We start from the raw sequence: 12,450 nt of genomic DNA on the forward strand, positions 1-12,450 counted from the left end.
GTCAGCTCCTCTGCGGGATCGCCGCCACGGCTTGGATTTCAATCAACAACTGCGGATGCGGCAGCTGATGCACCGCCACCGTCGTACGAGCGGGCCCGGTCTCGTCGAAGAACTCGCCGTACACCTCGTTGTACCCGCCGAAGTCGTTCATCGACACCAGGTACGACGTGACGCTGACCAGGTCCTCCAGCCCGGCGCCGACCGACGCCAGGATGTCGCGGATGTTCTCCAGCACGGCGCGCGTCTGGACCCGGATGTCGAGCGTCGTCGTCCCGAGCTCGTCGACCGCCGCGCCGGCGATCGTGTTGTCCGGCAGCCGGCTCGACGTCCCGGACACGTAGGCGAACCCGCCCGCCACCTTCACGTGCGGGAACCGCCCGCGCGGCACCGCCTTGCCCGGTACGACGGTCATGAGAGCTCCACGCAGACGTTGGTCAGGTCGGAGTAGAAGTCCACCGAGTGAGTCCCACCTTCGCGGCCGAGACCCGAGAGCTTCATGCCCCCGAACGGCGTCCGCAGGTCGCGGAGGAACCAGGTGTTGACCCACACCAGGCCGACGTCCAAAGCGAAGCCGGCGCGGTGAGCGCGGCCTACGTCGCGTGTCCAGACCGTTGCCGCCAGCCCGTACTTGCTGTTGTTGGCCAGGGCGAACGCCTCGTCCTCGGTGTCGAACGGCGCGATGTGGCAGATCGGGCCGAACACCTCCTCGGTGTTCGTGCGGGCGTCGGCGGGCAGGCCGGTGACGACCGTCGGTTGCACGTAGCAACCGTTGTCGCGGGCGTCGCCGAACGACGGGACGCCGCCGCCGGCCAGGACCGTCGCGCCCTCGGAGCGGGCCAGGTCGTAGTACGACAGAACCTTCGTCCGGTGGTCCTGCGAGATCAACGGCATGTTCACCGTCGCCTCGTCGGACGGCCCGCCGAAGGTCAACCCCTCGGCCCGGGTGGCGAGGCGCGCGCAGAACTCGTCGTACACCGGGCGTTCGACGTACAGGCGCTCGGTGCACAGGCAGACCTGACCGCCGTTGGTGAACACCGAGCGGACCGAGCCCTCGATCGCCGCGTCCAGGTCGGCGTCGGCGAAGACCAGCCCGGCGTTCTTGCCGCCGAGCTCGAACGACACCGCCTTGACGCCGTCGGCCGCAGCCTTGGCGATCGCTGACCCCGTCGCCGACTCGCCGGTGAACGTGATCGCGTCGACGCCGGGATGCGTGGTCAGGAACTCCCCCGCCGACGACGGGCCGAAGCCGTGCACGAGGTTGAAGACCCCGTCCGGTACGCCGGCCGCCGCCATCACCTCGGCGAGCACGGTCGCCGACGCCGGGGTCTCCTCGGACGGCTTCACCACGACAGCGTTGCCGCAGGCAAGCGCCGGCGCGACCTTCCAGGTGAGGAGGAGCAGCGGCAGGTTCCAGGGGACGATGATCGCGACGACGCCGGCGGGCTTGCGGACGGCGTAGTTCAGCGCCCGGCGGCCGTCCGGGAGCGTGGTCGTGTAGGACTCGGTCGGCGCGGTCGTCGCGAAGTCAGCGAACGCCCGGAAGTTGGCCGCGCCGCGCGGGATGTCGAGCGTGCGCGCCTGGCTGATCGACTTCCCCGTGTCGCCCACCTCGGCCGCCACCAGATCGTCGAACCGCCGTTCCAGTTCGTCGGCGACGCGACGCAGTACGACGGCCCGCTCCTGCTCGCTCATCCGGCCCCAGGGGCCTTTCAAAGCGGCCTGCGCAGCGCCAACCGCCGCGTCCACGGTCGAAGCATCAGCCTCACACACGTCGAAGATGTGCGCGCCGGTCACCGGGCTGTGCTTGGCGAACCTCGAAGCACTCTCGACAAAGGAGCCGTCGACGAAGTTCCGCAACAGCCCAGGCTCAGTCACTACGCCGGTCAACAACTCGGGTCGCCACAACGAAGTCATCGTCTCTTCACCACCGCTCTGACCAACGCACCTACCGCGCCGACTCCCACACCAACCGCCAAACCCAGCGCCTGATGCTGCCGCCGGACGCGCTGGCGGACTTCGGCGTACGGCGTCGTGCTGAAGCTCACCAGCTCGTAGCGGGACACATACCGCCCGGGCAGCAGCCGCTCCACGAAGTGCTCGAACTGCTTGGTCAGGCGGAAGACCGGGGAGGCGACCTTGTCGCGCATCTCGACGAAGTTGGCCAGCGCCATCTCGGCGATCGCCTCGGTGTTGTCGCGGCGGCGCGCCTCGAAGAGTGGGAGGGCGCGAGCCCAGGAACCACCGGTTTCGTCCAGGCAGCGGTCCAGGGCGACGACGTCCTCGAAGGCGCAGTTCGCGCCCTGCCCGTAGAACGGCACGATCGCGTGCGCGGCGTCGCCGATCAGTGCCGTCCGGCCGTGCGCCTGCCACGGATGCGTGTGCACAGTCCCCAGCACACCCACCGGATTCTGCAGGTAGTCGTCCACCAAGGTAGGGGCCAACGGCAACAGATCCGGGTAGTGCTCCCCGAAGTACCCCAGGATCAGGGCCGGCGTCGTCAACGCGTCGAACGACCCGGAAGGCCAGAACAGCGTGCAGGTGAAGGACTTGTCCGGGTTCGGCAGCGCGATCATCATCGACGTCCCGCGCGGCCAGATGTGCAGCGCGCCGGGATCCAGCACGAAGTCCCCACCGGCCGGGGGGATCGACAGCTCCTTGTACCCGTAGTCCAGGAAGTCGACGTCGTCCACCACCGACCCGTCCGCGACCAACTGCCCACGCACCGCGGACCCAGCCCCATCAGCCCCCAGTACGACGTCCGCCGACACCTCGACCAGACCGCCCGGTGTCTCGAACCCCAGAGCCCCGGTCTGCGAGTCCAGCGACACCAGCCGGTGCTCGAAGACGATCGAAACGCCAGGAGCCTTCTCGGCCGCGTCGAGCAGCGCGTTGTTCAGCGCACCCCGGCTGATCGAGTTGATCGCGCGATCCTGCGACGCGCTGTAGGCCTGGAAGTCCAGCGGCCCGTCGACCGGGTGGATCATCCGCCCCTTCATCGGCAGCGCGTCGGCCATCACCTCGTCGTCGAGCCCGATCCGCCGCAACGCGTCCAGCCCGCGTTCGGAGATCGCCAGGTTGATCGACCGCCCGCGCTCGGCCGCGCCGGTCCGCGGGTCGGCGCGCTTCTCGTACAGGGTCACCGACAGACCGCGCCGCGCCAGGAAGCAGGCGAGCAGACTGCCCGTCAGCCCGGCACCAACGATCGCGACAGTCATCTGGCCTCCGTCAGGCAGTCTCGGGTACGGCGGCCGCGAGAGCCCGCGCCGCACGCCAGCAGTCGTGGTAGAGCGAGTACAACGGCACCGGCGCGAGCCGTACGACGTCCGGCTCGCGCGCGTCGGCGATCACGCCGTACTCGAATCTCAGCGTCTTGCACAGCTCCCCCGCCCGCAGCCCACCGCCGACCCGGATCGACAGTTGCGCGCCGCGCCGGGTGGGATCGGAAGGCGTGATGATCTCCAGAGGCCGGCCGGCCGTGACCTCCAGCAGCAACCGTTCCAGGTACGCCGTCAACCGCAGGCTGCGCGCCCGCAGTACGTCCATCCCGACCTTGTCGAACAGCTCGTACGACGTCCGCACCGGGCTCATCGCGAAGATCGGCGGGTTCGACACCTGCCACGCGTCGGCCGAGCGCGGCGGCCGCGACTCCGGCGCCATCTCGAACCGGGTCGCCGGCTCGGTGCTCCACCAGCCCTCGAACCGCGGCAGGTCGCCGCCGTGGTGCCGCTCGTGCACGAAGGCCCCGGCGAGCGCGCCCGGGCCGGAGTTCAGGTACTTGTACGAGCACCACGCGGCGAAGTCCACGTCCCAGTCGTGCAGCTGGAGCGGAACGTTGCCCGCGGCATGCGCCAGGTCCCAGCCGACGACCGCGCCGGCCGCGTGACCGGCGGCGGTGATCGCGGGGATGTCCATCAGCTCGCCGGTCAGGTAGTTGACGCCGCCGAGCAGCACCAGCGCGGTGTCCGGGCCGAGAACCCCGACCACGTCCTCGGTGCGCAGCGCGTCTTCACCGGCGCGCGGCTTCAACCGCACGATCGCGTCGTCCGGATCGAGCCCGTGGAAACGCGCCTGCGACCGGACGGCGTAGCTGTCGGACGGAAACGCCGAGTCCTCGATGACGATCCGGAAGCGCTCAGCGGTCGGGCGGTAGAACGAGACCATCAGCAGGTGCAGGTTGACGGTGAGCGAGTTCATCACCACCGTCTCGTTCGGCAGCGCGCCAACCAGCCGGGCCGCCGGTGCCGTCAGCGACTCGTGGTACGGCAACCAGGGGCGCTCGGCCTCCAGATGCCCCTCGACTCCGAGAGCAGCCCAGGCGTCGAGGTCGGCCAGCAGTTCACCCCGGGTCGCCCGAGGCCGCAGCCCGAGCGAGTTCCCCGCGAAGTACGCGACGTCCGGGTAGGGCCCACCGTCCACCGGCGGTACGTCGAACAGCTCGCGATGCCCCGGATCCCCGGCGTCCAGCGCGAACGCCTCGGCCTCCGAGCCGGGTCGCGCCGATCCGCCGCTCTCCGCGGTCACGCCTCGGCGGCCTCGTCCGCGGGCTCGGCGACGGCCGCCGGCGGCTCGACCACCTGGCCCTTGCCGAGCACGGTGACCCCGCCCTTGGACACGGTGAACCCGCGCGCCCGGTCGTGCTCGGGGTCGACCCCGATCTGCACGCCCGGCGGGACCTCCACGTTCTTGTCCAGGATCACGTTCTTCAGCACCGCGCCGGCGCCGATCTTGCAGTTGTCCATGATCACCGCGCGCTCGACGTGCGCGCCGACGGCAACGATCACGTTCGAGCCGAGCACCGAGTGGTCGACGACCGCGCCGGACACGATCGAGCCCTGGCAGACGATCGACTCGCTGACGGTCGCGTGGTCGGTGAACTTCGCGCCGGGCAGCTGCGGGTGCGAGGTGAAGATCGGCCAGTCGGAGTTGTACAGGTTGAACACCGGTTGGACCGAGACCAGATCCATGTGCGCCTCGTGGTACGAGTCCAGCGAACCGACGTCGCGCCAGTACGAGCGGTCGCGGTCGAGCGCGCCCGGGACGTCGTTGTCCTTGAAGTCGTAGACGCCCGCCTTGCCCTCGGCAACCAGCATCGGGACGATGTCGCCGCCCATGTCGTGCCGGCTGGCCGGGTTCGCGGCGTCCTTGCGCAGCGCCTCGACCAGGACGTCGGCCGAGAACACGTAGTTGCCCATCGAGGCGAACGTCTCGTCCGGGGAGTCCGGCAGCCCCGGCGGGTCGGCCGGCTTCTCCAGGAACTCCGCGATCGTGTGGCCGTCGTCGGCGGTCTTGATCACGCCGAACTCCGACGCCTCGGCCCGCGGCACCCGGATGCCGGCCACGGTCACGCCGTTGCCGCGCGCGATGTGGTCGGCGACCATCTGCGAGGCGTCCATCCGGTACACGTGGTCGGCGCCGAACACGACGATGATGTCGGGCTTGGCGTCGTTGATCAGGTTCATCGACTGGTAGATCGCGTCCGCGCTGCCCTGGTACCACTGCGGGCCGAGCCGCTGCTGGGCCGGCACGCAGGTGACGTAGTTGCCGAGGAAGGTCGACATCCGCCAGGTGATCGTGACGTGCCGGTCCAGCGAGTGCGACTTGTACTGGGTCAGCACGCACAAGCTGCGGATGCCCGCGTTGACCAGGTTGGACAGCACGAAGTCGATCAGGCGATAACTCCCGCCGAACGGCACGGCCGGTTTGGCCCGGTCCGCCGTCAGCGGCATCAGCCGCTTGCCCTCGCCGCCGGCCAGCACGATTCCGAGAACTCTGGGTGCCTTCGCCATGTCCGCACCCTAACCGTGGATGCCGCCGCGCAATAGACGCTTGCGAGTGTCGCCACACTGAGTACATGCCAACCCTCATCGAGCCGACTGTCGCCGTTCACCGTTCCTTCCTCGCCGCGTGGGACGAACTGCGGCCGGAAGAGGAGCGGTGGATGGGCGCGCACGCCCTCGACGAGGACTGGACCAGGACCCAGGCCGAGGACCCCGCGGAGTTCGCGCGACTGGTCGACCGCATCCGGTCGGAATCAGATGAGCGCACCGAGCTCCCGCCCGGCCTGGTCCACCAGACCGTGCTCTGGTTCGTCGACGGCGCCGAGTGGCTCGGCCGTCTGTCCATCCGTCACGAGCTCACGCCCGCGCTGCTCGAGCTCGGCGGCCACATCGGGTACGTCGTACGGCCGTCGGCCCGGCGCCGGGGCCATGCGTCCGACATGCTCACCCAGTCGCTGCCCCTCGCGGCCAAGCTCGGCATCGACCCCGCGCTGCTCACCTGTGACGTCGGCCACGACGCCTCCCGCAAGGTGATCGAGGCGGCCGGCGGCGAACTGGAGGACGAGCGGCACGGCAAGCTGCGTTTCTGGGTGCCCACAACGCTGAGCTGATCTATGGTCGGGAGCATGAAGGTCGGCATCCTGACGCGTGAGTACCCTCCGGACGTGTACGGCGGGGCCGGTGTGCACGTGGACTTCCTGGTCCGCGAGCTGCGCCGCCTGATCGACGTGGACGTGCACTGCATGGGCGAGCCACGGGCCGGCGCGACCGCGCACTCCGAGGACGACGACCGGATCGCGACCGCCAACTCCGCGCTGCGCGTGCTGTCGACCGACCTGACGATGACCGCCGGAGTCGGCGACAGCGACCTCGTCCACTCCCACACCTGGTACGCGAACATGGCCGGCCACTGGGCCAAGCTCCTGTACGGCGTACCTCACGTGGTCACCGCGCACTCGCTCGAGCCGCGCCGGCCGTGGAAGGCCGAGCAGCTCGGCGGCGGCTACCGGCTGTCGAGCTGGGCCGAGCGCACGGCGTACGAGTCGGCGGACGCCGTCGTCGCGGTCAGCCGGGGCATGCGCGACGACGTCCTGGAGTGCTACCCGACCGTCGACCCGGCCAAGGTCCACGTCATCTCGAACGGGATCGACGCCGACTTCTACCACCCGGACCCGGCCACCCACGTGCTCGACCGGCTCGGTGTCGACCAGAGCCGCCCGTACGTCACCTTCGTCGGCCGGATCACCCGGCAGAAGGGCGTGCCGCACCTGCTCCGCGCCGGGCTGCAGCTGGACCCGTCCGTGCAGCTCGTGCTGCTCGCCGGAGCCGCCGACACGCCGGAGCTGAAGGCCGAGACCGACGCGCTGATCGACGAGCTGAAGGCGGCTCGCGACGGTGTGTTCGTGGTGTCGGAGATGCTGCCGCGCGAGGACGTCCGGCAGGTGCTCACGCACGCGCTGGCGTTCTGCTGCCCGTCGGTCTACGAACCGCTCGGCATCGTCAACCTGGAGGCGATGGCCTGCGAGACCGCCGTCGTCGCGAGCGCGGTCGGCGGCATCCCCGAGGTCGTGAACGACGGCGTCACCGGCACCTTGGTCGCGTACGACGAGAACGACGTCGTCACGTTCGAGCGACAGCTGGCCGAGGGCATCAACGACCTGGTCGCGAACCCGGCCAAGGCCGAGGCGATGGGCAAGGCCGGCCGCGAACGCGCGGTCTCGGAGTTCGGCTGGGACGCCGTCGCGGACCGGACGGTCGCGCTGTACAACTCGCTGCTCTGAGCTTCTCGCGGCGAGCGCGGATCGTGGCGCCTTCCGCTGGAACAGCCTGGGTCCTGTCAGTCCCAGGAACAGCAGGGCACTCCCTGATCCGCCGGTGCCGACGAAGAGTGGGTGGTAGATCCACTTCGTCGAAAGGCAGCTCATGAGCAACGTTCCCGGCGGCACCCTCCGCCTCGCCGACGACCTCGTCATCAGCAGGATGGGGTACGGCGCGATGCAGCTGGCCGGCCCGCACGTCTTCGGACCGCCGAAGGACCACGACGCCGCGATCGCCGTCCTGCGCGAGGTGGTCGCGCTCGGCATCACGCACATCGACACCAGCGACTTCTACGGCCCGTACGTCACCAACCAGCTGATCAAGGAGGCCCTGCACCCGTACCCGGCCGACCTGCGGATCATCACCAAGGTCGGCGCCCGGCGCGGTCCGGACGCCAGCTGGATCATGTCCCGCGACCCGGCCGAGCTGAAGGCGCAGGTCCACGAGAACCTCGAGCACCTGGGCGTCGACGTGCTCGACGCCGTCAACCTCCGGGCCGGCGACAACGACCGGCTGAACGACGACTCGATCGCCGAGCAGTTCGGTGCGCTGGCCGAATTGCAGAAGGAGGGCCTGATCCGGCACCTGGGGCTCAGCAGCGTGACCGCCGGGCAGCTCGCCGAGGCCCAGGCAATCGCGCCGGTGGTCACCGTGCAGAACCTGTACAACCTGGCTCAGCGGCGCGACGACGCGCTGGTCGAGCTCTGCGCGCGGGAGAACATCGCGTTCGCGTCATACTTCCCGCTCGGCGGCTTCACACCGCTGCAGTCCGGCACGCTGACCTCCGTCGCCCAGCGCCTCGACGCCACACCCCAGCAGGTCGCCCTCGCCTGGCTGCTGCAGCGCTCGAGCACCAGCGTCGTCATCCCTGGCACGTCGTCGATCGCCCACCTGCGCGAAAACGTCGCGGCCGCCGACCTGGTCCTCCCGGCCGACGCGATCGCCGAGCTGGATGGAATCGCCGGGTCGACGCCCACCACTGACTAACCTTCGCGTGGGCCGCGGCCGGGCCCGCCGCTGAGCGTTCGGCCGGCGAGCCCGCCGAGGTTGATCAGTGGTGCACGTCGGCGATCAGGCGATACCGGCGAGCGGGTCCTCCGACGTGAGCCACGTGGTGAGGAGCCGGGCGCCGGCGCCGGTGGCGCCGATCGAGTACTCGTACTCGTCGCGCGGGGACTCGGCGATGCTCGACAGGTCGAGGTGCGCCCACGGGACGTCACCCGCGAACGCCTTCAGGAACAGCGCGGCGGTGATCGACCCCGGGCCCTTAGAGCTGTTGACCGAGTCGGCGATCGGCGTCGAGATCAGGTCGGCGTACTCGGCCGGCAGCGGCATCCGCCACAGGCGCTCGCCGGACACCTCGCCGGCCGCGGTGAGCTGATCGGCCAGCGCGTCGTCGGTCGCGAACAGCCCGCCGTACAGCATCGCGCCGAGCGACACCTTGATCGCGCCGGTCAGCGTCGCGACGTCGACCAGCGCGTCGGGCTTCAGCTCCTTGACCGCGTAGGCGAGCCCGTCGGCCAGCACCAGCCGGCCCTCGGCATCGGTGTTCTTCACCTCGGTGGTCCGGCCGCCGTAGTGGCGGATCACGTCGTCGGGGCGGTACGCCGTGCCGGACGGCATGTTCTCGGCCGAGCAGACCAGACCGGTGACCCGGATCTTCGCGCCGAGCTCGCGCAGCGCCGACATCGTCGCGATCACCGAACCGCCGCCGGTCATGTCGCGCTTCATCGACACCATCGACTCGCGCGGCTTCAGCGACAGGCCGCCGGTGTCGTAGGTGATGCCCTTGCCGACCAGTACGACGTACGGCGTGTCGGGGCCGGCGCCGTCCGGCGTGTAGTCGATCCGGATCAGCCGCGGCGGCCGGGTCGAGCCCTTGCCGACCGCAAGGATGCCGCCGAACCCGTCGGCCGCGAGCGCCTTCTCGTCCCAGACCTTCACCTCGAGCCCGCCGTGCGCGGCCAGCTCGGTGGCCCGGGCCGCGAGCCAGGCCGGGTCCTTCTCGTTCGACGGGGTGGTGGCGAACTGGCGGGCCAGCCAGCCGGTCCGGCCGACCACCAGGCCGCGGTCGACCGCGGCGGACCGGTCGGCGTCCGAGCCGTCGGTCAGCGTGATCCGGCCGGCCACCGGCTGGCCCGGGTCGACGGTCTTGAGGGTGTACGTGAACGAGCCGAGCACAAGGCCCTCGGCGAAGCCCTGGAGCGCCTCGTCATCGATGCCTTCGGCAACAAGTGCGGTGAGCTCGTCCTTGCCGCGGCCGAAGCGGGCGACCGCCGCACCGGCGTGTCGCAGCTCGGCCGACGTACCGGACCCGGCGCCGACGAGCAGCACCTCGGTGACCTCGCCGGACAGCAACGGGTACGCCGCGGTGGCGCCGGCCGTCGTGCTGAACCCCGTGTCGCGCTGCACCTCGAGCAGGCGGTCGAGATCGACCCCGAGCCGCTCACCGGCTTGTTTCGCGGCGGCGGGCAGACCGGCCTCGCCGACCACGACGACCCAACTGGGGGCACCGTGCACAGGGAGCCCGGGCTGCCAGGCCACGGCCGGCAAGGTGGGGAAGACGAACTTGGCGCTACGGCGAGCCACAGGAGACCTCACGAGGTTTGATCAAACGTGCCTTGGTTGTTCCGACCGGGACTTTACTTCGGGAGCAGAAGTAACAACCCCGGCGGGTGCCTGGAACCAGGCAGCCACCGGGGTTGTTACGGGTTTTGTCAGGAGGGTGCGCGTGGCGTCACCCTGCGGGGACAGCTAGCCGACTACGGCCTTGAGCGCGTTCCCCAGCTCGGTCGCCTCATCCGCGTTCAGCTCGACGACGAGCCGACCGCCGCCTTCGAGCGGAACCCGCATCACGATGCCCCGGCCCTCCTTGGTGACCTCGAGCGGACCATCGCCCGTCCGCGGCTTCATCGCCGCCATGCGCGCACCCCTTCCCTCATTCGGATACTGTCCTCATCGGTTTTGAGCGACGACACCGCGCGGTGACCGTCGCCGGCGCCACGCGGTGATGCGCCGTCGGCGCGTATCGCAGTGTGTATCAGGACCCATTATCCCCGATCCGAGGCCAGAGCCGCGCACCATACGGCAGACTCAGGTCTCGTGCACGCCCGATCAGCCCTTTTCGACCTGTACGGCGACCACCTGCGTGCCCGCGGCGCGCGGGCGCCCGTGGCCGCCCTGGTCCGGCTGCTCGCGCCTCTGGGCGTCCAGCCGCCGGCGGTCCGGACAGCCGTCTCGCGGATGGTCCGGCAGGGCTGGCTCGAGCCGGTCCGGACCGACGGGCAACCGGGGTACGCGCTGACCACCCGGGCGCGTCGCCGGCTCGACGACGCGGCCGTCCGGATCTACCGCACCGACCAGGACAGCGACGGCCTGGACACCGTACCGGCCCCGTCCGGACGGTGGGACCGGCACTGGCACCTGTGCATCCTGCGCGAGGTCCCGAACGCTCGTCGCCGGGAGCAACTGGTGAGCCAACTTTCCTTCCTGGGTTGGGCTCCGCTGTCCGACGGCGCCTGGGTCGGGCTGCGCCACGACACCGAGGTGGACCAGATCCTGGCCGCCGAGGGAATCGCCGCGGACCGGTTCCGGGCACCGGTCGACAACGACGCCGTGGAGTTCGCCCGGCGGGTCTGGAAGCTGGACGACCTGGGCGCGTCGTACGACGCGTGGCTGGTCGAGGCGAAGGCGCTGGTGGCGCGGGCCGAGGGCGAGGTGAGCGACGAGCAGGCGTTCGCCGTACGGTCGGAACTGGTGCACGAGTGGCGCAAGTTCCTGTTCGTCGACCCGGGGCTCCCGGCGGAGCTGCTGCCGGCCGGTTGGGCCGGTGCGCGGGCGGCCGAGTTCTTCGATTTTCACGCCGCGCGCCTTGGCCACGCGGCCGGGCGTTTCGTCGACAACTGCCTGACTGTTCACTGACCTTTTCTCACCGATTGTTGGGAGCTCGCGACGATGAGTGACTCTGTGGTGTACGACGTGACCGACGGCGTCGGCACGATCCGGCTGAACCGTCCCGACGCGATGAACTCGCTGGACACGGCGACCAAGGTCGCGCTGCGCGACACCGTGCGCGCGGCCGCCGAGGACGAGGCCGTGCGGTGCGTCGTACTGACCGGGACCGGGCGGGCGTTCTGCGTCGGGCAGGACCTGAAGGAGCACATCACCCTGCTCGAGGCCAACGACCTGGACGCGCTGTGGTCCACCGTCCCCGACCACTACGCGCCGATCGCGCTGGCCCTGGCCGAGATGCCGAAGCCGGTCATCGCCTCGCTGAACGGCGTCGCCGCCGGCGCCGGCGCGTCGATGGCCTTCGCCTGCGACTTCCGCGTCGTCGCCGACACCGCAGGCTTCAACTTCGCCTTCACCGGCATCGGTCTGTCCTGCGACACCGGCATCTCGTGGACGCTGCCCCGGTTGATCGGCCAGGCCAAGGCCACCGAGCTCCTGTACTTCCCCCGCACCATCCCCGCCACCGAGGCACTGTCGCTGGGCCTGGCCACGTCCGTCGTACCAGCCGCCGACCTGGACACCGCCACCGCAGACCTCGCTCAGAAGCTCGCTGCGGGCCCCACCCAGGCGTACGCCGGCGTCCGCCAGTCCATCGCGTACTCCGCGTCCCACACGTTGGCCGAGGCGTTGGCGTTCGAGGCGGGCAAGATGCAGTCCACCGGCAGCACCGAAGACCACCGCAACGCGGTCGCCTCCTTCGTCGCCAAGCAGAAGCCGGTCTTCGAAGGCAAGTAGCACGCGCACCCGTACGGCGCACCAGGACCATTCCGCGCCCAACTTTTTCCGGCCGGAGCGGCCTCAACCAGCGCTGAGCTGGTCGGCCGCATCACCGCGGCCGCAAGGG

Annotated in this window: 12 protein-coding genes; 5 read left to right on the forward strand and 7 right to left on the reverse strand. The window is 70.3% G+C overall.

Translation table 11 applies throughout. The annotated features are described in order from the left end of the window. Position 1: 1 nt before the first annotated feature. Genes ABD235_RS29595 through glgC form a run of 5 tightly spaced genes read right to left on the reverse strand, consistent with a single transcriptional unit; the run spans position 2 to position 5,786 of the window. Entirely contained in the window at positions 2-412 is a 411-nt protein-coding gene (locus ABD235_RS29595; protein WP_344180095.1) for a RidA family protein, read from the reverse strand. Continuing rightward, positions 409-1,857, reverse strand: coding sequence for a 2-hydroxymuconic semialdehyde dehydrogenase (locus ABD235_RS29600; protein ID WP_344180097.1), 1,449 nt, complete (start codon positions 1,855-1,857; stop codon positions 409-411). Before ABD235_RS29600 ends, ABD235_RS29595 begins: the two co-directional genes overlap by 4 nt. 53 nt (positions 1,858-1,910) lie before the next feature. After that, positions 1,911-3,215: an FAD-dependent oxidoreductase gene (locus ABD235_RS29605; protein WP_344180099.1), complete on the reverse strand. Its 1,305-nt coding sequence runs from the start codon at positions 3,213-3,215 to the stop codon at positions 1,911-1,913. A 10-nt stretch (positions 3,216-3,225) separates the two neighbouring features. After that, positions 3,226-4,521: a kynureninase gene (kynU, locus tag ABD235_RS29610; RefSeq protein WP_344180101.1), complete on the reverse strand. Its 1,296-nt coding sequence runs from the start codon at positions 4,519-4,521 to the stop codon at positions 3,226-3,228. Beyond that, positions 4,518-5,786, reverse strand: coding sequence for a glucose-1-phosphate adenylyltransferase (glgC, locus tag ABD235_RS29615; protein ID WP_344180103.1), 1,269 nt, complete (start codon positions 5,784-5,786; stop codon positions 4,518-4,520). Before glgC ends, kynU begins: the two co-directional genes overlap by 4 nt. A gap of 65 nt (positions 5,787-5,851) precedes the next feature. Here glgC and ABD235_RS29620 point away from each other — a divergent pair, with 65 nt between their 5' ends. The 3 genes from ABD235_RS29620 (at position 5,852) to ABD235_RS29630 (ending at position 8,582) form a co-directional block, all read left to right on the forward strand. Then, positions 5,852-6,388: a GNAT family N-acetyltransferase gene (locus ABD235_RS29620; protein WP_344180105.1), complete on the forward strand. Its 537-nt coding sequence runs from the start codon at positions 5,852-5,854 to the stop codon at positions 6,386-6,388. A gap of 15 nt (positions 6,389-6,403) precedes the next feature. Further along, positions 6,404-7,558 carry a glycogen synthase gene (gene glgA / locus ABD235_RS29625; protein WP_344180106.1) on the forward strand — a complete coding sequence of 385 codons (1,155 nt, stop codon included), beginning with the start codon at positions 6,404-6,406 and terminating at the stop codon, positions 7,556-7,558. A gap of 142 nt (positions 7,559-7,700) precedes the next feature. Beyond that, positions 7,701-8,582: an oxidoreductase gene (locus tag ABD235_RS29630; protein WP_344180107.1), complete on the forward strand. Its 882-nt coding sequence runs from the start codon at positions 7,701-7,703 to the stop codon at positions 8,580-8,582. Between the two features lie 84 nt (positions 8,583-8,666). Here the strand turns inward: ABD235_RS29630 and ABD235_RS29635 are convergent, their stop codons facing one another. Together ABD235_RS29635 and ABD235_RS29640 are read right to left on the reverse strand one after the other, a co-directional pair. Then, on the reverse strand, positions 8,667-10,184 hold the full coding sequence (locus tag ABD235_RS29635) for a leucyl aminopeptidase family protein (RefSeq protein ID WP_344180109.1): 1,518 nt from the start codon (positions 10,182-10,184) through the stop codon (positions 8,667-8,669). A 165-nt stretch (positions 10,185-10,349) separates the two neighbouring features. Then, complete coding sequence (locus ABD235_RS29640; protein WP_012923066.1) at positions 10,350-10,517, reverse strand: DUF3117 domain-containing protein; 168 nt, start codon at positions 10,515-10,517, stop codon at positions 10,350-10,352. Between the two features lie 180 nt (positions 10,518-10,697). Here ABD235_RS29640 and ABD235_RS29645 point away from each other — a divergent pair, with 180 nt between their 5' ends. Together ABD235_RS29645 and ABD235_RS29650 are read left to right on the forward strand one after the other, a co-directional pair. Further along, entirely contained in the window at positions 10,698-11,516 is an 819-nt protein-coding gene (locus ABD235_RS29645) for a PaaX family transcriptional regulator (RefSeq protein ID WP_344180111.1), read from the forward strand. 33 nt (positions 11,517-11,549) lie between these two features. After that, a complete protein-coding gene (locus ABD235_RS29650) occupies positions 11,550-12,341 on the forward strand; it encodes an enoyl-CoA hydratase/isomerase family protein (RefSeq protein WP_344180113.1) in 792 nt (263 codons plus the stop codon). Positions 12,342-12,450 lie beyond the last annotated feature (109 nt).

This window comes from Kribbella lupini, assembly GCF_039529595.1.
Taxonomy (GTDB): domain Bacteria; phylum Actinomycetota; class Actinomycetes; order Propionibacteriales; family Kribbellaceae; genus Kribbella; species Kribbella lupini.